Origin of the sequence: Streptomyces sp. NBC_00091 (assembly GCF_026343185.1) — a bacterium.
In the GTDB taxonomy this organism is placed as follows: domain Bacteria; phylum Actinomycetota; class Actinomycetes; order Streptomycetales; family Streptomycetaceae; genus Streptomyces.
This window is the reverse complement of record NZ_JAPEMA010000001.1, coordinates 1,228,443-1,250,928: the sequence shown is the minus strand read 5'-3', so window position 1 is coordinate 1,250,928 and position 22,486 is coordinate 1,228,443. Positions and strand designations below refer to the sequence as shown.

Below are 22,486 nucleotides of genomic sequence, written 5' to 3'. Positions count from 1 at the left end.
GGGAACAACAGGGGGCGCAGATGCATTGAGTCGGCATAGCTCAACTTCACTGCCGGAGGGAAGATCATGGCTTCGACGTCCGTATCGCTCACCCTGCCCGTACTGCCGCTCGACGACGAGGTCGTGCTGCCCGGGATGGTCGTTCCCCTGGACCTGTCCGACGCCGAGGTGCGCGGAGCCGTCGAGGCCGCGCAGGCGGCGGCCGGGAGCGGGAAGCCCCGGGTGCTCCTCGTACCGCGGGTCGACGGGAAGTACGCCGGTATCGGGGTGCTGGGGACCGTCGAGCAGGTCGGGCGGCTCTCCGACGGGGATCCGGGGGCCCTGATCCGCGGGCGCGGCCGCGTCCGGATCGGGGCCGGGACCACCGGGCCGGGGGCCGCGCTCTGGGTCGAGGGGGAGACCGTCGACGAGAAGGTGCCCGACCCGCTGCCCGGGGCGGTCGCCGACCTCGTCAAGGAGTACAAGGCGCTCGCCACCAGCTGGCTCAAGAAGCGCGGGGCCTGGCAGGTCGTGGACCGGGTCCAGCAGATCGAGGGGGTTTCCGCCCTCGCCGACAACTCCGGGTACTCGCCCTTCCTGACCGTGGCTCAGAAGGTGGAGCTGCTGGAGACCGCCGACCCCGTCGCCCGGCTCCGGCTCGCCGTCAAGGCGCTCAGCGACCACCTCGCCGAGCAGGACGTCGCCGAATCCATCGCCAAGGACGTCCAGGACGGCGTCGAAAAGCAGCAGCGGGAGTTCCTGCTGCGCCGCCAGCTGGAGGCGGTCCGCAAGGAACTGCGCGAGCTGGGCGGGGAGAAGGAGGGCGAGGAGTCCGACGACTACCGCGCCCGCGTCGAGGCGGCCGACCTGCCCGAGAAGGTACGGGAAGCCGCGCTCAAGGAGGTCGACAAGCTGGAGCGGTCCAGCGACCAGAGCCCCGAGGGCTCCTGGATCCGCACCTGGCTCGACACCGTCCTCGAACTGCCCTGGAACGAGCGCACCGAGGACCAGTACGACATCCAGGGCGCCCGGGCGATCCTCGACGCCGAGCACGCCGGGCTGAGCGACGTGAAGGACCGCATCACCGAGTACCTCGCCGTGCGCAAGCGGCGCGGCGAGCGGGGGATGGGCGTCATCGGCGGGCGGCGCGGCGGGGCCGTCCTGGCGCTCGTGGGGCCGCCCGGCGTCGGGAAGACCTCGCTCGGCGAGAGCGTGGCCCATGCCATGGGGCGCAAGTTCGTCCGGGTCGCGCTGGGCGGCGTGCGGGACGAGGCCGAGATCCGCGGACACCGGCGGACCTACGTCGGCGCCCTGCCCGGCCGCATCGTCCGGGCGATCAAGGAGGCCGGGTCCATGAACCCGGTGGTCCTCCTCGACGAGATCGACAAGGTGGGCTCCGACTTCCGGGGCGATCCCGCGGCCGCCCTGCTGGAAGTGCTGGACCCCGCGCAGAACCACACCTTCCGGGACCACTACCTGGAGGTGGAGCTGGACCTCAGCGATGTCGTCTTCCTGGCCACCGCCAATGTCCTGGAGGCCATTCCGGAGGCACTCGCCGACCGGATGGAGCTGGTGCGCCTCGACGGCTACACCGAGGACGAGAAGGTCGTCATCGCCCGCGACCACCTGCTGCCCCGCCAGCTGGAGCGCGCCGGGCTGGCCGCCGAAGAGGTGGTCCTGGAGGAGGAGGCCCTGCGCAAGCTCGCCGGCGAGTACACCCGCGAGGCCGGCGTGCGCACCCTGGAGCGGTCCATCGCGCGGCTGCTGCGCAAGGTGGCCTCGCAGCACGAGCTGGGCGAGCGGGAGTTCCCCTTCACCATCGGCGCGGACGAGCTGCGCGCCCTGATCGGCCGGCCGCACCACGTCCCGGAGTCCGCGCAGGACCCGGCGGAGCGGCGTACGGCCGTCCCCGGCGTGGCCACGGGCCTCGCCGTGACCGGGGCGGGCGGAGACGTCCTGTTCGTCGAGGCCTCCCTCGCCGACCCGGAGACCGGCGCCGCCGGGCTCACCCTCACCGGCCAGCTGGGCGACGTCATGAAGGAATCGGCGCAGATCGCGCTCAGCTTCCTGCGCTCCCACGGAGCCGAACTGGAACTGCCGGTCGCCGACCTCAAGGACCGGGGCGTGCACATCCACTTCCCGGCGGGCGCCGTGCCCAAGGACGGCCCCAGCGCCGGCATCACCATGACCACGGCGCTCGCCTCCCTGCTCTCCGGCCGGCAGGTCCGCACGGACGTGGCCATGACCGGCGAGGTCTCGCTGACCGGGCGCGTGCTCCCGATCGGCGGGGTGAAGCAGAAGCTGCTCGCCGCGCACCGGGCCGGGCTGACCACCGTGATCATCCCCAAGCGGAACGAGGCCGACCTGGACGACGTCCCGGCCGAGGTGCTGGAGGGGCTGGAGGTGCACCCGGTGACGGACGTGCGCCAGGTACTGGAGCTCGCCCTCGCCCCGGCGGTGGTGTCCTTCACCAAGGCCGCCTGACCGGCCGGGCACCCCTGTGGGTGCGCGCGCCGACGGCCCGGGAACCCTCATCGGCGGGGCCCCGGGCCGTCGGCCTGCCCGCTGCGAAATACTGGTCCCGTACAGGGGTTGCCACGGCGCGCCCCACCACTGATGGGAGCGGCACGTGCACGGCAGCGAAGACCAGGAGTTCCTCGCCCTGGAGCGGGAGCTGTCCGTCTTCCTGCGGCGCGCCCGCGCCTCCTCCGGCGAGATGGCCCGCGCCCTGCACCCCGAGCTGGAGCCGGCCGCGTACGGGCTGCTCGTCCGGCTGGAGGCCGCCGGCCGCCAGCGGGCCACCGAGCTGGCCGCCTACTTCGGGGTCGGCAAGGCCACCATGAGCCGCCAGCTGCGGGCCCTGGAGGTGCTGGGCCTGGTGGCCCGCGAGCCGGACCCCGCCGACGGCCGCGCCTTTCTCGTCGGGCTGACGGAGGAGGGCCGGACCCGCTTCCTGCGCGTACGGGGAGCCCGGCGCGAGCAGTACATGCGCAAACTGGCCGACTGGGACCGGGGCGAGGTGGCGGAACTCGCCAGACTGCTCAACCAGCTGAACTCCGGCGAGGAGTAGCAGCCCCCGGCCGGGCCCTCACAGCTCCGCGTAGACCGCCGAGGCGTCGTCGTGCCGCTTGTACCGGGCCGACGGGCGCAGCGGATCCGACTCCACGGCCCGGACCCGCCCGATCAGCCCCTGCGCGCCCTCCTTGCGCAGCACGTCCAGGCAGGCCGCCCAGTCGCCCTCCCCGAAGGTGTCCGTCCAGCGGCTCGCCCCGTCCGTGAGCGCCGCCACCGCCCGCACCTCGGCGCGCGGGGTGCGCCCGGTGACCGCCCGGGCCGCCACCGCCGGGTCCGCGGCCGCGGTGAAGAAGCCCCCGTCGGCATTGCGCAGCGCGTCGGTCGCCGCCACCGAGCCGAGCACCTCGCGCGGCACCCGGTCCAGCCGGTCGTCGAGCACCGGGGTGACCGCACCGCCGGGTCCGCGGAGCAGCAGTACGGAGTCCGAGAGCACCAGGTGCTCCACGTACGCCTCGTCCCAGCGCACCATGGCCACCGTCGCCTGCGGGGTCCGGACGTGAGAAAGGTCACAGGTGTCGCGGTGGGCGTCGGCGGTGTCCGCGATGGCCCGGGCCAGGACCCGCTCCAGGGGCATGTCCCGCCGCGATCCGGACAGTTCGGTCAATCGGCCGCCGAGCCGGGCGGAGAACCAGGGCACTCCGTGCACGCAGCCGTCGTCCCCGCGCGGCGGGGTGACTCCGTCCAGGACGATCACGACGCCGCCTCCCGACGCAGGTGTCGCGGCCGACACCCAGTCCTCATTGGGGTGTTCCGGGTTGCCGGGTTCCGAGGCGAGGTCGATGCGCATGCGGACATTCTGCCCGGCGGGGGCTCCGGGAGCCCGGAAGGTCCGTACCAATGCCCGGAATGGCGGGCCGGGCCGCCGGACGGCCCCGCCCGCACGCTCCCCGCGAGATGTGGGCGGGCATACTGCCAAAGCCCGGCTCGTTCTTTCAACCACCCGCCCATGGCGGGCCTCTGACACGCGGTGCCCGAGTTGGTCGGCCACTCCTCCGTGATGTTCACTCCTTCGAGTGGCCGGGTGGGCGATGTGCGGCTCTCCTCCCAACACACTGCGAAGGTCTGAGGCGGTACGAGGGGGCAGGGGGCGTTTACTTGTTGACCGGCCGTTACCTCGGCCACACGAGTAGACGAGCACGAGCACACGTACAGGATTGCGAGCACCGGTGCAGAAGAAGCGGTCTCGGAAGAACGGCACCGCCAGCGCCGACGGACCCGCCAACGCAGGACGGCGCGTCCGCGTCCGCAGCAGGCTGGTGGTCGGAGTAGCAGTCGCCGGACTCACCGTCCTCGCGGCCGGCGCCCCCGCCGTCGTCTCCGCCACGAGGGAACTGAACGACTCCCAACGCCTGGTCACCCTTGCGGAACAGACCAGGCACGCCCTCACCCTGGGCCACCTCCTCGGCGACGAGCGCGACGCCGTCGTCGAGTACGTGGCCAAGGGCCGGCCGGGCAACGCCAAGGCCCCCGTCGACGAGCGCACCACGCGCACCGACCGGCAGATCACCGAACTCAAGCCGGAGGCCGACGCGGAACTCGCGCGCGCCCTCGGCAAGGTCAAGGCCGTCCGCGCCGAGGCCGTGGACGGCAAGGGCAGCGCCCTAGCCGCCCACCAGGCCTACGCGGGCCTGATCGCCGAACTCCTCGCGCCCGGCGACCGCCTCGCCGAACTCACCCCGCCGCGCGCCGAGGCGGCCCTGGCCGTCACCCGGCCCATGGCCCCCCTGGGCCAGGCCGTGGACCAGGCCTCGGCCACCCGCGGACTGCTGCTCGCCGCCCTGGCCGTCCCCCGCGGCGAGCAGCCTCCGAACTCCGCCCTCGCCGACGAGCTCAGCGGCGCCGCCCAGCGCTCCCGCGTACGGGAACAGGCCGCCCTCGACGACTTCACCCGGGCCGCCCGGCCCGACGTACGCCAGACCCTCGCCGCCACCGTCACCGGCCCCGAGGTCAAGGCCGCCGACGACCACCTCAAGCGGCTCACCGAGCGGCCCACCCTGACCCCGGCCGAGCGCAGGGCCACCGACGCCGGCGCCGTGGGCACCGCCCTCACCGCCCGCATCGACCGCATGCGCTCGGTTGAGTCCACCCTCGCCGGCCAGCGGGCCACCGCCCTCGCCACCCTGCGCGACGACGACGTGACCCGGCTGGAGCTGATGGCCGCCGCCCTCGGCGTCCTCTTCCTCTTCGTCGTCGGCTTCTCCACCGCCATCGCCCGGTCCCTGACCCGGCCGCTGTCGGTGCTGCGCCGGGGCGCCGAACGGCTCGCGACCCCCGAGGGCTCGCAGGAGCCCGTCCGCTTCACCGGCCGCAACGACGAGTTCGCCCAGGTCGTGGGCCACCTGAACGCGGTGCGGGACCAGACGGTGGCCCTGCACACCCGGATCGCCGGGCTCGACGCCGACCGGCGCCGCCTCATCGGCCGCAACGAGGCCCTCTCCACCGGCCGCGAGGCCCTGGAGCAGGAGCTGGCGCAGCTGCGCGCGGGGCTGGAGGAGCACCGCCGCATCATGTCGACGACCTCCGTCTCCCTCTCCCTGCGCACCCTCGGCCTCGTCGAACGCCAGCTGGTGGTCATCGAGGAACTGGAGTCCAAGGAAGGCGACCCGGACCGGCTCGCCACCCTCTTCAAGCTCGACCACCTGGCGACGGTCATGCGCCGCCACAACGAGAACCTGCTGGTCCTCGCCGGACAGGAGCACGGCCACGGGCAGAGCCTGCCCGTCCCGCTGATCGACGTCATGCGGGCCGCCGTCAGCGAGATCGAGCGCTACGAGCGCGTCGACCTCACGGCCCTGCCCTCCTACACCCAGGTCGCCGGGCACGCCGCCGACGACATCTCCCACGTCCTGGCGGAACTGCTCGAGAACGCCACGACCTTCTCCCCGCCCGACGCCAAGGTGAAGGTGTCCGGCCGGCTGGAGGACTCCGGCGCCGTCGTCCTGTCCGTCGTGGACGCGGGCATCGGCGTCACCGAGGACCGGCTGGCCTCCCTGAACGCCCGCCTCTCCACCCCCGACGCCTACGACGAGGAGCCCGAGGCCGAGCACGGCCTGGGACTCGGCCTGTACGTCGCCGGGCGGCTCGCGGCACGCCACGGCGTGAGCGCCGAGCTGCGCGCCGGGCGCCACGGCGGGACCGAGGCCCTGGTCGTCGTCCCCGCGGCGCTGCTGCCGGCCGGCCCGGTCCAGACGCCGGCCTCCCCGGTCCACACCCTGGCCACGCCGGGCGCCCCCGCGTTCCAGCTGCCCGGGGTGGTCGCCGAGGCCAACGAGAACACCCTGCCGCCGCGGCTGCGCGTGCCCGCACCGCAGCCCGATCCGCAGCCCGAGTCGGGCGTGGAGCCGGGTGTGGAGCCGGCGGCCGTCGAGGTGGTCACTCTGGCCGAGGCCTTCGACGCGGAGGCCACCGAGGCTGAGGCCGAGGCCTTCGACGCCGGGGCTGCCGGGGCCGACGGGTCTACCGGGTCCGATGGGTCTACTGGGTTCGAGGGGTCCGCCGAGGCCGACGACCTCGAGTCGGAGTCCGAGGCCTACGACTCCGAGCCCTTCGACGCCGGGTCCCTGGTCGCGGAGGCCTTCGGGCCCGGGGCCTTCACGAAGCCCGCGCCCGCCGCCGCGGCCTCCGAGGACGCGCAGCTGCCGCCGGCGGAGCAGATCTTCACGGCGTCGGCCCCCGAGCCGGCGACCGCCGAGGCCGAGCCCGCCAAGGTCGTCACCCTGGCCGAGGCCTTCGACCCCGAGGCGGCCGACGCCGCAGCCGACGCCGGGGCCGTACCCGACGACTCCGACGACTCCGGCCACCGGCGGGCGGCCGACGCGGAGGACGGCTTCGTCCCCCGCCAGGGCAGCCACCCCGAGCCCATGGCCGAGCCCGCCACCGAGCCCGTCACCGCCAAGGGCCTCCCCAAGCGCACCCCGCGCTCCGTGGCGGCCCCCGCCACCGGAAACCCCGCGGCGGCCCGCCCCGAGCCGCGCCGGGTCGACGCCGAGGAACTGCGCCGCCGCCTCGGCGGGTTCTACCAGGGCGCCCAGGACGGGCGCCGGGTCGTCGCGGCGGAACTCGCGCAGGACCGACAGGGCCGACAGGACCGGCACGACCCGCAGGACCCGCAAGGCCCGCCGGATCGAGGCCAGGGGCACACCGACCAGGGGGACACCGCACAGGAGGCCCGCACATGACCGCGCCCAGTACGTACGGACTGAGCACCCAGGCCCGCAACCTGCAGTGGCTGCTGACCGACCTGGTCGAGGAGGTGCCCGGGGTCAACTCCGTGGCCGTCGTGTCCTCGGACGGGCTGCTGCTGCTCTCCTCGGAACCGGCGGCGGAATCCCCGCAGGGGGACCGGCCCAAGGGCCCCCGCGGCGCCTCGGCCGACCTCGCCACCATCGTGTCCGGGCTCGGCAGCCTCACCACCGGTGCGGCCGCCCTCATGGAGTTCGGCACGGTCAAGCAGACCATGGTGGCCATGGAGAACGGCTCCGTCTTCGTCATGTCCATCAGCGACGGCTCCCTGCTCGGCGTGCACGCCACGCCCGACTGCGACATGAGCGTCGTCGCCTACCACATGGCCCTGTTCGTCGGCCGCGCCGGCCACGTCCTGACCCCCGAAGTCCGCAGTGAGCTGCGCCAGTCGATGGAGAAGACCCCGTGAGGAGTACGGCCTCCGACCGGCTGCCGATACGCGGCGCCGACCGCCGCCCCGCCCGCGTCCGCCCGTACTCCCTCACGGGCGGCCGCACCCGCTTCACGCAGGTGCTGCTGGTGGAGACGTTCGTCGCCGCCCTGGACGGCGCCCCGGCCAAGACGCAGACGCCCGACCGCATGCCCGAGATGCGCGCCATAGTCGAGGTCTGCCGCCGGATGCGCACCATCGCCGAGATATCCGCCCTGCTGAAGCTGCCGCTCGGCGTGGTCCGGGTCCTCGTCAGCGACCTCGCCGACCAGGGCCGGATACGCGTCTACGGCACGGGCCACGGCAGCGGCCGGCCCGAGCGCGCGCTGCTGGAAAGGGTGCTCAGTGGCCTCCGCCGTCTCTGACGTCGTCGCAGACGTCGCCGGGATCGTCGACGACGAGCCCGTCCAGCCCTGGCAGTACGACCGTTCCCGCGCGCCCGTCGCCGTCAAGGTGCTGGTCGCGGGCGGCTTCGGCGTCGGCAAGACCACCTTCGTGTCCTCCGTCTCCGAGATCACCCCGCTGCGCACCGAAGCGGTGATGACCCAGGCCAGCGTCCCCACCGACGACCTGACCGGGACCCCGGACAAGAGCACGACCACCGTCGCGATGGACTTCGGCCGCATCACCCTCGACGACGACCTCGTGCTCTACGTGTACGGGACCCCCGGCCAGGAGCGGTTCTGGTTCATGTGGGACGACCTCGTACGCGGTGCCATCGGCGGCCTGGTCCTGGCCGACACGCGCCGGCTGCGCGACTGCTTCCCCGCGCTCGACTACTTCGAGAGCTGCGGGCTGCCCTACGCGGTCGCCGTCAACCACTTCGAGGGCTCGCGCTCCTACGAGGTGGAGGACGTGCGGGAGGCGCTCACCATCCCGCCGCACGTCCCCGTCGTGATCATGGACGCGCGGAGCCGGGCCACGGTCGTGGAGTCCCTGCTCACCCTGGTGGGCCACGCGCTGGACGCCACGCCCGCATAAGCGCGCCACGGCACGGCACGGCACGGCACGCCACGGAACGACCCGAAGAACCGAAACCCCGAATCGAGAACGTGAGATGCGCAAGATACTCGTCGTCGGGGCCGGCCAGTCCGGTCTCCAGCTCGCCCTCGGCCTCCAGGCGAAGGGGTACGAGATCACCCTCATGTCCAACCGGACCGCGGACGAGATCCGCACCGGACGGGTCATGTCCACGCAGTGCATGTTCGACACGGCGCTCCGCCACGAGCGGGACCTCCAGCTGAACTTCTGGGAGCAGCAGGCCCCGAAGATCCGGGGCCTGGGCGTCTCGGTCGCCGCCCCCGACGGCTCCCGCCCCATCGACTGGCTCGGCCGCCTCAAGGCCCCCGCGCAGTCCGTGGACCAGCGCGTGAAGATGGCCGGCTGGCTCGACACCTTCACCCAGCGCGGCGGACAGCTGGTCATCCACGGCGCGTCCGTCGCCGACCTGGACTTCTTCTCCCGTACGTACGACCTCGTGCTCGTCGCCGCCGGCAAGGGCGAGCTGGTGTCGATGTTCGGGCGGGACGAGGCACGCTCCCCCTACGACGCCCCGCAGCGCGCGCTGGCCGTCTCGTACGTGCACGGGCTCGAGCCGCGCCCCGAGCACCCGGACACCGAGGCCGTGCGCTGCAACCTGGTCCCTGGCGTCGGCGAGCTGTTCGTCATGCCCACCCTGACCACCTCGGGGCGGGCCGACATCCTGTTCTGGGAGGGCCTCCCGGGCGGACCGCTGGACGTCTTCACCGGGGTCAACGACCCGGCCGAGCACCTGGCGCTGACGCTGGAGCTGATGGAGAAGTACACCCCGTGGGAGTACGCGCGGGCGAGGAAGGCCGAGCTCACGGACGCGGGCGGCACCCTCTCCGGCCGCTACACCCCGGTGGTCCGCAACCCCATCGGCCGCCTTCCCGGCGGGGGCCTGGTCCTGGGCGTCGCGGACGTGGTCGTGGCGAACGACCCGATCACCGGCCAGGGCTCGAACGCGGCGGCCAAGTGCGCGGCCTCGTACCTCTCCTCGATCCTCATGCACGGCGACAAGCCGTTCGACGAGGCGTGGATGAAGGCGACCTTCGACAAGTACTGGTTCACCACCGGCAAGCCGGTCACCCAGTGGACGAACGCCATGCTGGGCGTCCCGCCGGAGCACGTGCTGAACCTGATCGGCGCGGCCGGGCAGCTCCAGCCGGTGGCGGATCGATTCGCCAACGGCTTCGACAACCCGGCCGACTTCGACGCGTACTTCTACGACCCCGAGGACACGGCGGACTACCTGGCGGAGGTCTCCTCCTCCGCCTCCGGCTCCGCTTCCGCCGAATAGCCCGTGTCGTCCCCCGCCGTCGCGGCCTCGGGCAGCGGCGGCGGGGTGAACTCCTCGAGCGGGGTCCCGTCCGGATCCGGGCGGACCGCCCCGAGGAGCGGGTTCGCGGCGATGGGCGAGACCTTCACGGTGGCGCCCGGGCGGGGAGCCTGGATCACCTTGCCGTCCCCGATGTAGAGGGCCACGTGCGTGGCCTTGGGGAAGTAGACCACCAGATCGCCCGGGCGCAGCCGGTCCAGCGGCACCCGCGGCAGCTGTGCCCACTGCTCCTGGCTGGTCCGGGGGATGGACCGCCCGGCGTGCTCCCAGGCCTTCGAGGTCAGCCCGGAGCAGTCGAAGGAGGCCGGGCCCTCGGCGCCCCAGACGTACGGCTTGCCGATCTGCGCCGTCGCGTACCGCAGGGCGGCCCCGCCGGCGGCGGTGGGCGTACCCGTACGGGCGGGCAGCCGGCCGGAGTCCACCAGCGCGCGCTGCGCCCCGGCGGTGACGGCCGCCTCGCGCGCCCCGAGCCCGGCCAGTTCCTCCGGGGTGAGCGCCGCCAGCAGCCGCTCGACCTCCTTGAGGCGGCCCGTGACCTCCTGCTGGGCCCGCTTCTGCCGCACGGCGAGGGTCTCCTGGTCGTCCAGCGCCTTGCGGGCGGCGGTGGCGAGCGCCCCCGCCTGCTCCCGGCCCCGCTCCAGCCGCGCCACGACCCCGGCCCGCCGGGCGCCCTCGCGGGCGGCGAGCCGGCGCTGGTCGAAGGCCTGCTGGGGATCCCCCGAGAGCAGCATCCGCAGGTACGGGGAGAGGCTCCCGCCGCGGACCCCCTGGTACTGCTCCCGGGCCAGGCGCCCGGCGGTGGCCTTCTCGGAGTCGAGCGCGGAGCGGGCCGTGGCGAGCTCGGTGGTGAGCCGCCGCTCCTCGTCCTGCCGGTCCCCGAGGGCCGCCTCGGCGGCGTTGTAGGCCTCGGTGGCCTCCTCGGCCTGCTGGTACAGGCCCTGCAGCCGGGTGAGCAACTCCCCGACGGGCTCGGCCCGCGCGACGGGCGGGGGCCCCGCGGCGACGAAGACGGCGGCGAGGCAGGCGATGCGCAGCAGTCGTTTTGTCATGTAATAACCTCCGCCGCCCGATGCTGCCACGCGGCCCTGGACCCACCCCGCCCGACATCACGGGGCCGACGGCCCGTCACCCGGTCGGGGGACGCGGCTTCGCGTGCGCCGCTCGCGGTGCGGGCCCACTATCTCCCCCTCGAGGCGCCGGGCCCGGGCGGTGGCTGCCCACCCGCCTTCCCGTCTGCGGGAGCGTTGCTACGTCGGCTCGTGGCGGGGTGGCGTTGACCGCTCGAGCGCTCGGAGCGGAGCGGCGGCTGGCCGCCTGCCGCCGGGGCGCGGAGGCCTACCCCGTCCCGCGGCGCGGGCGCGCCTGGCCCCGCCCGGCGCGGGCGGGCTCCGGCGGCGGGGCGGGGTGCCGGGTTGGCGGTGTCTTGGCGGGCCCGCATCAGAGCTGGTTTGGGGGTTTCCCGTCAGTCCCATCGTCCTTCAGCGTCGGGACGGCCTGTCAAGGGCGCTCCTTCGTCGCGTCACTGCGTGATGGCCTTCGGCCACCCTTGACAGACCGTCCCGCCCCGGAAAGACAAAGGACTGCCGGGAAGCCCCCAAAAGAACGGCACGGTCCAAGGGAGAGGGACGGCCCCGTCAGCGATGAGGCGAGGGGCCTCCCCTCGCCACGCCGGGCATCCGGGCCCCTCCAGGGAGGCCCCAGGGCCGGGGGCCCGGGGCGCGTCAGATCGCTACGCGCTCCTCATTTCTCAGCGTCCGGCGGCCGTCTGGGGCTGATCCCTGCACCAAATGACGACGTGAGCAGCGTGCGGACCACCCGGGCGCGTCAGTTCGCTACGCGCGCACGGGGAGCGGCCCCCGGCCGGACGGGGGCCGGCCGGGGGCCGCGGGTTAGGAGCCCACGAGCTGAGCGGGCTCGTCCAGCCATGAGTGCTGGCCGGACCGATCGACCGTGATGCCGAAGCGGGTGACGTGCGGCCGGTCCCGGACCTCGTACCAGGTGTAGGCCGCCGTCACCTCCGCCCACAGGTCGCGTGGTCCCCACGAGCGGACCGCGTCCTCCTCCCACCAGGCGTCGTAGCGGACGATCGTGGCCGAGGTTCCGGTCTCGTCCACGAACTGGACCTGCCGTGCGTCACCCTCCCCGCGGTGCGAGTAGGAGATGTCCGGGACTTGGAGGCCGATGGCGAAGTCCTGGAGGTATCCGCCCTGCAGGACCTGTGCGGGATCGATCGGAGACGTCCGGCTGGTCGACTCCTCCGGGACCTGGAGGGTGACGGTCGGCCGCTCGGAGCGGATCCACATGTATGAGGACTCGCCGACGAACCGGCCTTCCGCCTTCGTGCCCGCACTGTCCACCTGGAGGCGGAGGAGCCCTGCGTTGCTGTACGCCGTGCCGAACGGAGTCAGGATCACCCCGTTCCGCGTGGACTGTTCGATCCAGGCGTACGGCAATCGCCGCAGGGACGCGGTACTGATGATTCGGGCGAACGGATCGCCGCCACGGGCTCCCTGGAGGCCGTCGCCGAGGATCAGCTCCGGTTCGTAGCCGGCAGCCTTGAGGTTGGAGGCCCCTGCGCGGGCGAGCGCCTCGTCCACCTCCACAGCCACCACTCTGTCCGGCCCGACGCGCTCGCACAGGAGGGCTGTGTGGTAGCCGGAGCCGTAGCCGATCTCCAGCACGCGGGATCCCGGCGCCAGGTCCAGGTGGTGGAGCTTCCTCATCACGATGTCGAGGGCGGACACGGACGAGGTGAAGTCGCCCGCGCCCGTTCCCGGCGTGACGGTGCCGTCGTCCAGCTGTGTGACCACCGACTGGTGCGGGTTCCACACCGCACGGCGCCAGACCTCGGGCTCCTCGTCACGCTCGACGAACCGCCAGAGGCCTTCGGCGTCCCGTACAGGAAGCCACACGGCCTGAGGAACGAAGGATTCGCGATCGACGTTGTCGAAGGCCTCCGCCAGCCAGGGCTCGCGGAGCAGGCCCATGGTCTGCAGGGCCTCGCGGCAGATCGCCTTGTTCACCGCTTGCCCGGCGGGGGCGGCGGCGGAGTCGACGGCTGTGCGGGCGGCCGGCTTCCGTCCGGGCTGGGAGGTTCGGACGGGGGCGTCCAAGGCTTGTCTTCCGGCGGTCCGTTGTGCTTGGGCATGGCGTTCTCCCATCGTTGGGTGAATGGTGCAGGATCCCCGCCCCGGCCAGGGCGGAAGTCAGCGGATGGCGAGCGCGATCGGTCAGCCGGCGGGCTCGACGTTGGCGGCCGCGGTGGTGAATTCGCGGCCGGAGGCGCCCCGGATGTAGGCCAGCTCCATCCAGTGCTCGATGGCGGTGTCCGAGACGTTTTCGTTGATCACGGCCATCAGCTCGCCCTCGGCGCCGGAGGCGATATCGCGGACACGCCGGCGCAGGAGTCGGTGCGGCACGTACTCGTACTGCTCACTCATTGGGCACTCCCTCGAAGGTGCTGAGGAAGCGCTCCCAGCCGATCAACGCCCGGTCGAGTAGGCCGACGCTGGGCTCGCCGACTCGGCGGGGGCACCAGCTGTAGCGGTCCAGGAGAGAACTGGGCTCGCGTCGGCTGAGGATCGGCTCCGGGTCGCCGTGATGGACGTCGAGGTCGAACAGACTGACCGGTATGCGCACTTCGACGGAACGTGCTGGCAGGCATGGCCCGCCAGATGCTCTACGCCGCCCGTCCTGCGGACGCGCTCGAACTGATCAGGCTCGCGCAGGACGGTAGCCGAGGGCTGAGCGGTCCACGGGTGCGGGCGATGTTGCACACCCGGGAAGCCTGGGCGTACGCGACGATGGGACGGGTGGCTGCCTTCCGACGTGCGACCGGCCAGGCCCAGGAGGAGCTGGCATCAGCGGGACCACAAGAGGCGGAGCCGCATTGGATCCACTACTTCAACCAGGCCGAGCTTTCGGGGGTAACCGGCGGTCGACTCCTCGATCTGGCTCGTACCGATCCAGGCCGCCACGCAGAATCTGCCGCTGAACACATCCGGGCAGCACTGGACGCACGCGGCATCGAGGCCGGCCGATCCCACGCACTCGACCGGATCGGACTTGCGGAGACCCGGTTTCTCGCAGGTGACCTCACCGGCGCCGTGGAGGAGACCCAACGGGCAGTCGAGGCCGCATCGCTCACACCGTCCAGCCGAGTCCGAACGCAGCTGGGGGCGCTGTACCAGTACACCGTAGGTCGCTCGGAGAGCAGGGCTGTACGGGAGGCCCGCGATAGCATCCGCGAGCTACTGGCGAACTGACCCGAAGGGGGGACGGCATGACCGTTATCGCGGTGACCGGACACATGGACCTCACCGAGGAGAGCGTGCCACTGGTCCGTGAAGCGCTGGTGACGCTGCTCGGCCCGTACGTCGAGGAGGGGCTGACCGGGGTTTCCTGCATCGCGAAGGGTGCGGACGCTCTGTTCGCCGACGCGGTTCTGTCCCTCGGCGGTCAGCTGATCGTCGTCGTGCCCTCCCGGGACTACCGCGAGGCCAAGGTGAAGCCCGATGACGCGGCCGAGTTCGACCGCCTTCAGCAGGCCGCCGCCGATGTGGCCGTGATGTCGTACGCCGAGGCGAACCGGGAAGCGTACGAGGCCGCGAACAGCGAACTCCTCCGCCGGGCGGACAGACTCGTCGCCGTATGGGACGGTCGGCCGGGCAACGGACGGGGCGGTACCGCCGACACGGTGGCGGAGGCCCGCGCGAACGGACTGCCGGTTGAGGTCGTCTGGCCCGAGGGCGCCGCCCGAAAGGGTTGAGACGCAGAAGGCCGCCGCCGCGGACGCGCGGTGGCGGTGGGCCGCTTTACACGCGTGTCGGTTCGCGGGTCTGGGCGGCGGAGATGAGCCCGGCCAGGGAGGTGCGGGTTTCCGATAGTGCGGAGATCCGGTCGTCCAGACCCTGGAGGTGTTCTTGGAGGGTCTCCAGCTTGCATCCGGCGACCGTGCCGTCTTGGCGAATGCACGGCTGCAGGTCGCGGATGACCCGGGTCGGCAGGCCGGCATCCAGCAGCGCGCGAATGCGCCGGACCACGGCAGGGGCGCCGTCGTCGTAGCGGCGGTGGCCGCTGTCGAGGCGGTAGGACTCCAGGAGGCCCTGCTCCTCGTAGTAGCGCAGCAGTCGGACGGAGGTGCCCGTCGCGGCGGCGAGCTCGCCGATCTTCATGTGGCGCTCCTCACAACCCCTTGAACCTCACATTGGTGTGAGATCTTAGCGTGAGGGCCATGACGAACACAGATCGCCCCCTGGCCCTCTACGGTTTCCTGCGACCCAGGCCGGAGCACGCGGACGAGGTCCGGCGCATCCTCTCCTCGTTCGTGGAACCCACCCGGCAAGAGCCCGGCAACCTGCAGTACAACCTCCATGAGCATGAGGACGGCCGCTTCTTCCTGTACGAGGTCTGGCGCTCCCAGGAAGACCTGGACCGCCACAACGCGACGCCTCCGCTGCGTGCCTTCCTGGAAAATCTGTCGACCTTCCTGGAGGGAGCCCCAGAGGGCTACTTCGACACCATGCTCAGCCCGTACGCCGAGGCCGAACCGGTTCCCGCCTGAGGGGCCGTGCAGTCGTGTCGGTCGCCCGGCAGGCCCATGACGTTCAGAACGGGCTCTTCGTCCTCGAGGAGCTCGAACGTGAAGGCCGCTCCTGACGGGATCGCCATGAGCGTGCGCTGGTCGCCGAAGGTCAGTGGGAGGTAGGGCTGCCAGGGGCATCCGGCCGCGTCCAGGGCGGAAACCACCTCCGCCTGCCGGATCTCCCCGGGGAAGGTGCCTGTCCCACCGGCCAGCGGCCGGGGAAGTTCGATGACCTCGCGCCAGGTCTGCACGCAGATGAGGGAGACCTTGCGGCAGGGGCAGACGCTCAGCTCGAGGTCTCCGTAGGCGAAGAGATGCGGCTCCTCCTCGCCCGGGGGCGTCGTTCCGACGTCCCACGGTTCGCCGAGCGCCGCGGTGACGTCGCTCCAGTCGGCGCCGATGAACACCGGACCGAGCCGGCCGGTCATCGCCATGTCGGTCAGGACATCGAGTATCACCACGAGACGGAGCCTGCCAGGTGCCCTGACCAGCAGTCCACCGGTTTCGGGGGCGGGCCGCCGCTCTAGGATCTTCGGCATGGCGACACGACTTGTGCAGATCAATATGAAGGCCCTGGACGACTCCGCGCTCGGCCGGTTCTGGGCGGAGGCACTCGGTTGGGGTGTCGACAGCGAGGGACCCGGCGTGACCAACCTCGAACCGGTGGGCTTCGCCTACCCCGACCCCGTGGCCGTCTGTATCGACCTCGTGGCCCGCCCGGAACCCAAAACGGTGAAGAACCGGGTGCACGTTGATCTGGCCACCACCTCGACCGCCCATCAGGCGGAGTTGGTCGCACGCCTGAAGGATCTCGGTGCGACGCTCGCCGACGTGGGTCAGGGCGACGTCCCCTGGACGGTCATGGCCGACCCCGAGGGCAACGAGTTCTGTGTCCTGGAGCCCCGCCCGATCTACCGGGACACCGGGCCGATCGCCGCGGTGGTGGTCGACTGTGCCGACCCGCGAGGGATGGCCCGGTTCTGGGGCGAGGCGATGGACTGGACGCTGCACGAGGTCACCGACGACCAGGCGACCATGCGTTCCGCCAAAGGCGTCGGCCCCTACCTGGAATTCATCCGCACCCCCGACATCAAGACCGTGTGGAACCGCGTCCACCTCGACGTCCGCCCCTACCCCGGTGACGACCTGGCAGCAGAGGAAGCCCGACTGCGCGCCCTGGGCGCCACCGACCCTGGTATCGACCAGTCCGCCATCCACTGGACGGTTCTGGCCGACCCGGAAGGCAACGAGTTCTGCCTCCTCGCCCCTCGCTGACCTTGAGCAGCGGCTCCGGGCCCTTCTTGAAGTGGCCCGGATGCCCGGCGTGGCGAGGCCCGGCCGCCCCTCGCCTCATCGCTGAGACCCCGCCCCCGGAGCCCCGCCCCCCAGTAGCCGGGACTTCGCCCTCGTGAACTCCTCCGGGGTCAGGAGGCCCTCGCGGGTGAGGTCGGCCAGTTGGGTCAGCTCCGTCACCAGGCTGCCGGGCGGCGGTGGTGGGGTGGGAGGGGCGGCGGGGGGAGGCGGGGGTTCGGTCGGGGGCGGTTCCTCGGGGGTGGGTGGCGGGGGCGGTTCCTCCTCGGGCCAGGCGTCCTCCTCCACCGGGCGCTCGGGGCCCTCCACCGAGCCCTCGCCCTCCACGAACCCCTCGATGAAGCCCTCGCCCGTGTCCTCCGCCTGCGCCCACTCCGCCGCGCCCGCCGCCCGGCGCAGCAGCCCCCGCAGGAGCGGGCGGCCCGCCGGGCGGACCGCCGCGTGCACCGTCACGCCCACCGGTCTGATGAACATCACGCCACCCCCACCCGCTCCGCCGGGATCCGGACCGACCCCACGATCCGCCCGCCCGCCGCCCGTACGGCGACCGCCGCGTCCTGCGCCCAGACGTGCTCGACCACCAGCAGCAGCGCGCAGCTGCCCCGGTCCAGCAGCTCCGCCGCCTCGCGCACGTCCTCCGGGCCGATCAGCCGCGCCACGTCACGGCCCGCCAGGACGCCCCGTAGCTCCACGAACTCGTCGAACTCCGCGGCCAGGACCTCCCCGGACGCCGTCTTCGTCGCGACGAGCCCGTCGATCAGGCGCACCACGCCCGTCTTGCGCAGCCCCGTCACGGCCTCGACCGCCGGTACCCGGAGCTGTTCCTCCGGGAAGGCGAGGACGATGAATTCCACTGGTCCCATGAGCCGGGGCTCCTCACTCCTGACCGTTTCTGACGACTCTTCGGCACACTATGACATAAGCGGACATACCAGCCGCGACCTTGCTACGTTTCCGGGTATGACCGCTCTGACGGCGAAGGTGACGGAGCCCGCTCCGCCCCCGCCCCCCGACGCCCGCGCCCCCAAGCGCCGCGGCATCGAGCTGACGCTCCTCGCGGGCGCGGTCCTGATCTCCGTACTGGGCCACCTCTACGTCGCCGCCGCCGCGGCCGGCGGCCACGCCCCCCGCCCGGCCGCCCCCTACGCCGCCGGGCTCGGCGGGGCCGCCCTGCTCGCGCACCTCGCCGTCCGGCTCAGGGCCCCGTACGCCGACCCGCTGCTGCTGCCGATCGCCGTCCTGCTCAACGGGCTCGGCCTGGTCCTCATCCAGCGCCTCGACCTCGCCACCCCGGGGGAGGCCGGGGCGGGGGACCAGCTGCGGTGGTCGGCGCTCGGGGTGGGGCTGTTCGTCCTCGTCGTGGCGGGCCTGCGTGACCACCGCGTGCTCCAGCGGTACGCCTACCTCTCGGTCACCACCGCCCTCGTGCTGATGCTCGTCCCCGTCTTCTTCCCGGCCGTCAACGGGGCCCACATCTGGATCCGCTTCGCCGGACTCTCCTTCCAGCCGGGGGAGTTCGCCAAGATCCTGCTCGCCCTCTTCTTCGCCGCCTACCTCGCCGCGAACCGCACCGCCCTCGCCCTCACCGGCCGCCGGATCTTCTGGAAGCTCCGCCTCCTGCCCGGCCGGGTCCTCGGGCCGATCCTCGCCATCTGGCTGCTGAGCGTGGGCGTGCTGGTCCTGGAGCGGGACCTGGGCACCTCGTTGCTCTTCTTCGGACTCTTCGTGATCATGCTGTTCACCGCGACCGGACGGATCGGCTGGATCGCCATCGGCCTGCTGCTCGCCGCCCTCGGCGCGTACGCCGTCGGGACCTTCGAACCGCACGTGCACAGCCGCGTGGACGACTGGATGAATCCTTTCGCCTCCATCGAGCGCGGCGACGGCCCCGGCCAGCTCGCCCAGTCCCTCTTCGCCTTCGCCGCCGGCGGCCTGCTCGGCACCGGCCTCGGACACGGTCAGTCCTTCCTCATCGGCTTCGCCGCCAAATCGGACTTCGTCCTCGCCACCGCCGGCGAGGAGCTGGGCCTCGTCGGCCTCACCGCCATCTTGCTCCTCTACGGGCTCCTCGTGTCCCGGGGCTTCCGCGCCGGCCTCGCGCTGCGCGACCCCTTCGGGCGGCTGCTCGCCACCGGGCTCGCCTCGATCGTCGCCCTCCAGGTGTTCGTCATCGCCGGCGGCGTCACCGGACTGATCCCGCTCACCGGCATGGCCATGCCCTTCCTGGCACAGGGCGGCTCCTCCGTGGTCACCAACTGGATCATCGTTGCGCTGCTGGTCCGGCTCAGCGACAGCGCCCGCAGACCCGGACCTGGACCGGAAGCGGGGGAACCCGCCCCGTGATCCGCTACATCCGCTGGTGCGCGTACTTCTGCGCCCTGCTGCTCGCCGCCCTGCTCGCCAACGTGGCCCGGGTGCAGGTGTGGGAGTCGGCCGCCTACGGGGCCAATCCGGCCAACAAACGCCCCGCCATCGAGCGCTACGCCGAACCGCGCGGCGACATCCTGGTCGACGGCAGGCCCGTCACCGGCTCCCGCGACAGCGGCCAGCTGCTGCGCTACGAGCGGACCTACACCGACGGCCCGCTCTACGCGCCCGTCACCGGCTTCTCCTCCCAGACGTACGGGACGAGCTTCGTGGAGCGGGCCGAGGACGGGATCCTCTCCGGCACCGACCCGGGACTCTCGGCCTTCCCGCTCTGGTACGACCTCGCGCGCGGCCGCCCCGGCGGCGGCAACGCCGCGACCACCCTGCGCGCGGCCGTACAGCGGGCCGCGTACCGGGGGCTCGGCGGCAAGCGGGGCGCGGTGGCCGCCGTCGAGCCGGCCACCGGCAGGATCCTGGCGCTGGTCAGCAGCCCCTCCTACGACCCCGGCCTGCTCTCCGGCACCGGTACGCGGGTCAAGGCGGCCTGGGAGCGGCTGAACTCGGACCCCGCCAAGCCGATGCTCAACCGGGCGCTGCGCGAGACGTATCCACCCGGCTCCACCTTCAAGATCGTGACGGCCGCCGCGGCCCTCGACGCGGGCGTGGTCACCGACGTGGACGCCCCGACCCGCACCCCCGACCCCTACCCGCTGCCCGGCACCAGCACCCTGCTGCCGAACGCGGCCACGGGCTGCGCGGACGCCTCGATGGCGGACGCGGTGCAGTGGTCCTGCAACACGGTGATGGCCAAGATCGGCGTGCAGGTCGGGCTGCGCGCGATGGCGGAGGCCGCCGGCCGGTTCGGGTTCAACGACGAGGGGCTGCGGGTGCCGTCCTGGGTGTCGCGGTCGAACTTCGACACCGACATGAGCCCGGACCAGCTGGCGCTCTCCGCGATCGGGCAGTTCAACACCAAGGCCACCCCGCTGCAGATGGCGATGGTGGCGGCGGCCGTGGCCAACGGCGGCGAGCTGCGCACCCCTTACCTGGTGGACCGCACGACCCAGGACGACGGCTCCCTGGTGCGGCGCACCGACCAGCGCACCCTGAGCCGGGCGATGAGCCCGGCCACGGCGCTGCGCATGCAGGAGCTGATGGTCAAGGTGGTCGAGGACGGCACCGGACGCAACGCGGCGATCCCCGGCGCGCAGGTCGGCGGCAAGACCGGCACCGCGCAGCACGGAGTCGGCAACGCCGGTACCCCGTACGCCTGGTTCATCGCCTGGGCCCGGGCGGAGGGCGCGCCCCAGCCGGCGGTGGCGGTCGCGGTGGTGGTCGAGGACGCCTCGGCGGTGCGCGGGGACATCAGCGGCAACGGCGCGGCGGCCCCGATCGCGCGGGCGGTGATGGAGGCGGCGCTGGCCGGGCGCCGGTGATGTCGTCCAGCCCGTGAAATGGTGAGCGGCGGGAGCGGGCGGGCTGGTAGCCGTACGTCTATGACCAACGAACTCGTGACTCACGAACTCGCCCAGGTGAACATAGCCCGCCTCAAGCACCCCCTCGACGCACCGGAATTGAAGGACTTCGTGGACGGACTCGACCCCGTCAACGCCGTGGCCGAAGCGGCGGACGGGTTCGTGTGGCGGCTGCAGGGCGAGGCGGGGGACGACGCGACCGACGTGCCCTTCTTCGGTGACGACCAGATCATCGTCAACATGTCGGTGTGGCGGGACAGCGACGCCCTGACCGCCTTCATGTACAAGGGGCGGCACCGGGAACTGATGGCCCGCAGGCGGGAGTTCTTCGAGCAGGTCGCGGAAGCCATCTCGACCCTGTGGTGGGTGCCTGCGGGGGAGCGCCCCACGGTCGCGGACGCCGAGGCTCGCCTCCTGCACCTGCGGGAACACGGCCCGACCCCGTACGCCTTCACCCTGCGCACCCCCTTCCCGCCCGGGGACGCCTCCTAGGCCTCCGCACCCTCCTGGATGGCGGCCTCGACCTCCGCCACCCGGTCCCGTTCCTCGGCCGCGAAGCGCTCGCGGTCGAGGGATTCGGCGATCTCCTCGTCCTGGGTCATCAGCAGGTCCAGGTTGGCGTCGCCCATCTCGAAGACCCCCATCTCCAGGTACGCCTTCTGGAGCCGGTCGCCCCACAGTCCGATGTCCTTGACGCACGGCACGATCCGGCTGAAGAGCAGCTTGCGGAACAGGTGCAGGAACTCCGACTGCTCGGTGTACTCCTCCGCCTCCCGCCTCGGGATGCCGAAGTTCTCCAGTACCTCCACCCCGCGCAGCCGGTCCCGCATCAGGTAGCAGCCCTCGATCACGAACTCCTCGCGCTCGCGCAGTTCGGCGTCCGTGAGCTGCTTGTAGTAGTCGCGCAGGGCCATCCGTCCGAAGGCCACGTGGCGGGCCTCGTCCTGCATCACGTACGCGAGGATCTGCTTGGGCAGTGGCTTGTCGGTGGTGTCGCGGATCATCCCGAAGGCGGCCAGCGCCAGCCCCTCGATGAGCACCTGCATGCCGAGGTACGGCATGTCCCAGCGGGAGTCGCGCAGGGTGTCGCCCAGCAGTCCCTGGAGGCTGTCGTTGATCGGGTAGAGCATCCCGACCTTCTCGTGCAGGAACCGCCCGAAGATCTCCGCGTGGCGGGCCTCGTCCATGGTCTGGGTGGCGGAGTAGAACTTCGCGTCCAGGTCCGGCACCGACTCCACGATGCGCGCCGCGCACACCATCGCGCCCTGCTCGCCGTGCAGGAACTGGCTGAAGTTCCAGGCGCTGTAGTGCCGGCGCAGTTCGCCCTTGTCCCGCTCGGTCATCTTCGCCCAGTGCCGGGTGCCGTAGAGCGTCAGCATCTCCTCGGGGGTGCCGAGCGGGTTGTACGGGTCCACCTCGATGTCCCAGTCGATGCGCTTGGCGCCGTCCCACTGCTTGTCCTTGCCCTTCTGGTAGAGGGCGAGGAGGCGCTCGCGCCCCCCGTCGTACTCCCAGCTGAAGCGGGCCGCACCGGAGGCGGGGACCGGCCACACGCCCTCGTCCGGGGCCTTGGTGTAGAGCTCGTGCGTCGACACTGACGCCTCCTCGTCTCGCGTACTGCCTTGCGGGAGTGGACAGTTGGCAGCGTCACACGTTGGTAGACG

At 72.4% G+C, this 22,486-nt stretch carries 24 protein-coding genes; 14 read left to right on the top strand and 10 right to left on the bottom strand.

Translation table 11 applies throughout. The features are described 5' to 3' along the window. Positions 1–66: 66 nt before the first annotated feature. Both lon and OOK34_RS05250 read left to right on the top strand, forming a co-directional pair. Positions 67–2,463 carry an endopeptidase La gene (lon, locus tag OOK34_RS05255; protein ID WP_267032693.1) on the top strand — a complete coding sequence of 799 codons (2,397 nt, stop codon included), beginning with the start codon at positions 67–69 and terminating at the stop codon, positions 2,461–2,463. 145 nt (positions 2,464–2,608) lie between these two features. Then, positions 2,609–3,049: a MarR family winged helix-turn-helix transcriptional regulator gene (locus tag OOK34_RS05250; RefSeq protein ID WP_267032692.1), complete on the top strand. Its 441-nt coding sequence runs from the start codon at positions 2,609–2,611 to the stop codon at positions 3,047–3,049. 18 nt (positions 3,050–3,067) lie between these two features. Here OOK34_RS05250 and OOK34_RS05245 read toward each other — a convergent pair whose 3' ends face one another. Next, a complete protein-coding gene (locus OOK34_RS05245) occupies positions 3,068–3,841 on the bottom strand; it encodes a protein phosphatase 2C domain-containing protein (RefSeq protein WP_267032691.1) in 774 nt (257 codons plus the stop codon). A 379-nt stretch (positions 3,842–4,220) separates the two neighbouring features. On the opposite strand from OOK34_RS05245, the gene OOK34_RS05240 reads away from it, so the two are divergent. The 5 genes from OOK34_RS05240 (at position 4,221) to OOK34_RS05220 (ending at position 10,046) form a co-directional block, all read left to right on the top strand. Further along, entirely contained in the window at positions 4,221–7,232 is a 3,012-nt protein-coding gene (locus tag OOK34_RS05240) for a nitrate- and nitrite sensing domain-containing protein (protein WP_267032690.1), read from the top strand. After that, positions 7,229–7,705 carry a roadblock/LC7 domain-containing protein gene (locus OOK34_RS05235; RefSeq protein WP_267032689.1) on the top strand — a complete coding sequence of 159 codons (477 nt, stop codon included), beginning with the start codon at positions 7,229–7,231 and terminating at the stop codon, positions 7,703–7,705. The genes OOK34_RS05240 and OOK34_RS05235 overlap by 4 nt, the downstream gene beginning before the upstream one ends. Continuing rightward, on the top strand, positions 7,702–8,091 hold the full coding sequence (locus tag OOK34_RS05230) for a DUF742 domain-containing protein (RefSeq protein ID WP_267032688.1): 390 nt from the start codon (positions 7,702–7,704) through the stop codon (positions 8,089–8,091). Before OOK34_RS05235 ends, OOK34_RS05230 begins: the two co-directional genes overlap by 4 nt. Beyond that, the gene (locus OOK34_RS05225; protein ID WP_267032687.1) at positions 8,072–8,707 is read left to right on the top strand and encodes an ATP/GTP-binding protein; all 636 of its coding nucleotides are present in this window, start codon (positions 8,072–8,074) and stop codon (positions 8,705–8,707) included. Before OOK34_RS05230 ends, OOK34_RS05225 begins: the two co-directional genes overlap by 20 nt. Positions 8,708–8,783: 76 nt before the next feature. Continuing rightward, entirely contained in the window at positions 8,784–10,046 is a 1,263-nt protein-coding gene (locus OOK34_RS05220; RefSeq protein WP_267032686.1) for a styrene monooxygenase/indole monooxygenase family protein, read from the top strand. Here OOK34_RS05220 and OOK34_RS05215 read toward each other — a convergent pair. The 4 genes from OOK34_RS05215 to OOK34_RS05200 all read right to left on the bottom strand — a co-directional run bounded on the left by OOK34_RS05215 (position 9,995) and on the right by OOK34_RS05200 (position 13,724). Then, positions 9,995–11,134, bottom strand: a complete 1,140-nt coding sequence (locus OOK34_RS05215) for an NlpC/P60 family protein (RefSeq protein WP_267032685.1) — start codon at positions 11,132–11,134, stop codon at positions 9,995–9,997. The genes OOK34_RS05220 and OOK34_RS05215 overlap by 52 nt on opposite strands. A gap of 840 nt (positions 11,135–11,974) precedes the next feature. After that, the gene (locus OOK34_RS05210) at positions 11,975–13,198 is read right to left on the bottom strand and encodes a protein-L-isoaspartate O-methyltransferase (protein ID WP_267032684.1); all 1,224 of its coding nucleotides are present in this window, start codon (positions 13,196–13,198) and stop codon (positions 11,975–11,977) included. A gap of 117 nt (positions 13,199–13,315) precedes the next feature. Next, positions 13,316–13,525 carry a hypothetical protein gene (locus OOK34_RS05205; protein ID WP_267032683.1) on the bottom strand — a complete coding sequence of 70 codons (210 nt, stop codon included), beginning with the start codon at positions 13,523–13,525 and terminating at the stop codon, positions 13,316–13,318. Next, positions 13,518–13,724, bottom strand: coding sequence for a hypothetical protein (locus OOK34_RS05200; protein ID WP_267032682.1), 207 nt, complete (start codon positions 13,722–13,724; stop codon positions 13,518–13,520). The genes OOK34_RS05205 and OOK34_RS05200 overlap by 8 nt, the downstream gene beginning before the upstream one ends. Positions 13,725–13,747: 23 nt before the next feature. On the opposite strand from OOK34_RS05200, the gene OOK34_RS05195 reads away from it, so the two are divergent. Together OOK34_RS05195 and OOK34_RS05190 are read left to right on the top strand one after the other, a co-directional pair. Next, positions 13,748–14,350: a hypothetical protein gene (locus OOK34_RS05195; RefSeq protein WP_323183397.1), complete on the top strand. Its 603-nt coding sequence runs from the start codon at positions 13,748–13,750 to the stop codon at positions 14,348–14,350. A gap of 17 nt (positions 14,351–14,367) precedes the next feature. Further along, the gene (locus OOK34_RS05190; RefSeq protein WP_267032681.1) at positions 14,368–14,853 is read left to right on the top strand and encodes a hypothetical protein; all 486 of its coding nucleotides are present in this window, start codon (positions 14,368–14,370) and stop codon (positions 14,851–14,853) included. A 46-nt stretch (positions 14,854–14,899) separates the two neighbouring features. Here the strand turns inward: OOK34_RS05190 and OOK34_RS05185 are convergent, their stop codons facing one another. Beyond that, positions 14,900–15,259, bottom strand: a complete 360-nt coding sequence (locus OOK34_RS05185) for a MerR family transcriptional regulator (protein ID WP_267032680.1) — start codon at positions 15,257–15,259, stop codon at positions 14,900–14,902. Positions 15,260–15,318: 59 nt separating this feature from the next. Here OOK34_RS05185 and OOK34_RS05180 point away from each other — a divergent pair, with 59 nt between their 5' ends. Next, the gene (locus tag OOK34_RS05180; protein ID WP_267032679.1) at positions 15,319–15,648 is read left to right on the top strand and encodes a putative quinol monooxygenase; all 330 of its coding nucleotides are present in this window, start codon (positions 15,319–15,321) and stop codon (positions 15,646–15,648) included. Here OOK34_RS05180 and OOK34_RS05175 read toward each other — a convergent pair. Next, positions 15,594–16,130 (bottom strand): hypothetical protein, encoded by a 537-nt coding sequence (locus OOK34_RS05175; protein ID WP_267032678.1) that lies wholly within the window; start codon positions 16,128–16,130, stop codon positions 15,594–15,596. The genes OOK34_RS05180 and OOK34_RS05175 overlap by 55 nt on opposite strands. Positions 16,131–16,206: 76 nt before the next feature. On the opposite strand from OOK34_RS05175, the gene OOK34_RS05170 reads away from it, so the two are divergent. Then, the gene (locus OOK34_RS05170) at positions 16,207–16,944 is read left to right on the top strand and encodes a VOC family protein (RefSeq protein ID WP_267032677.1); all 738 of its coding nucleotides are present in this window, start codon (positions 16,207–16,209) and stop codon (positions 16,942–16,944) included. Between the two features lie 75 nt (positions 16,945–17,019). Here the strand turns inward: OOK34_RS05170 and OOK34_RS05165 are convergent, their stop codons facing one another. Beyond that, positions 17,020–17,454, bottom strand: a complete 435-nt coding sequence (locus tag OOK34_RS05165; RefSeq protein WP_267032676.1) for a hypothetical protein — start codon at positions 17,452–17,454, stop codon at positions 17,020–17,022. Then, a complete protein-coding gene (locus tag OOK34_RS05160) occupies positions 17,454–17,843 on the bottom strand; it encodes a DUF6325 family protein (RefSeq protein WP_267032675.1) in 390 nt (129 codons plus the stop codon). The genes OOK34_RS05165 and OOK34_RS05160 overlap by 1 nt, the downstream gene beginning before the upstream one ends. Before the next feature lie 97 nt (positions 17,844–17,940). On the opposite strand from OOK34_RS05160, the gene OOK34_RS05155 reads away from it, so the two are divergent. The 3 genes from OOK34_RS05155 to OOK34_RS05145 are packed head-to-tail and all read left to right on the top strand — an operon-like array spanning position 17,941 to position 21,314. Then, positions 17,941–19,323: an FtsW/RodA/SpoVE family cell cycle protein gene (locus OOK34_RS05155; protein WP_267032674.1), complete on the top strand. Its 1,383-nt coding sequence runs from the start codon at positions 17,941–17,943 to the stop codon at positions 19,321–19,323. Continuing rightward, positions 19,320–20,783, top strand: a complete 1,464-nt coding sequence (locus tag OOK34_RS05150; RefSeq protein WP_267032673.1) for a penicillin-binding transpeptidase domain-containing protein — start codon at positions 19,320–19,322, stop codon at positions 20,781–20,783. The genes OOK34_RS05155 and OOK34_RS05150 overlap by 4 nt, the downstream gene beginning before the upstream one ends. 60 nt (positions 20,784–20,843) lie before the next feature. Next, the gene (locus tag OOK34_RS05145; protein ID WP_267032672.1) at positions 20,844–21,314 is read left to right on the top strand and encodes a DUF3291 domain-containing protein; all 471 of its coding nucleotides are present in this window, start codon (positions 20,844–20,846) and stop codon (positions 21,312–21,314) included. Here the strand turns inward: OOK34_RS05145 and OOK34_RS05140 are convergent. Beyond that, on the bottom strand, positions 21,311–22,417 hold the full coding sequence (locus OOK34_RS05140) for a ferritin-like domain-containing protein (protein ID WP_267032671.1): 1,107 nt from the start codon (positions 22,415–22,417) through the stop codon (positions 21,311–21,313). The two genes, OOK34_RS05145 and OOK34_RS05140, sit on opposite strands and share 4 nt — an antisense overlap. Positions 22,418–22,486: the final 69 nt, after the last annotated feature.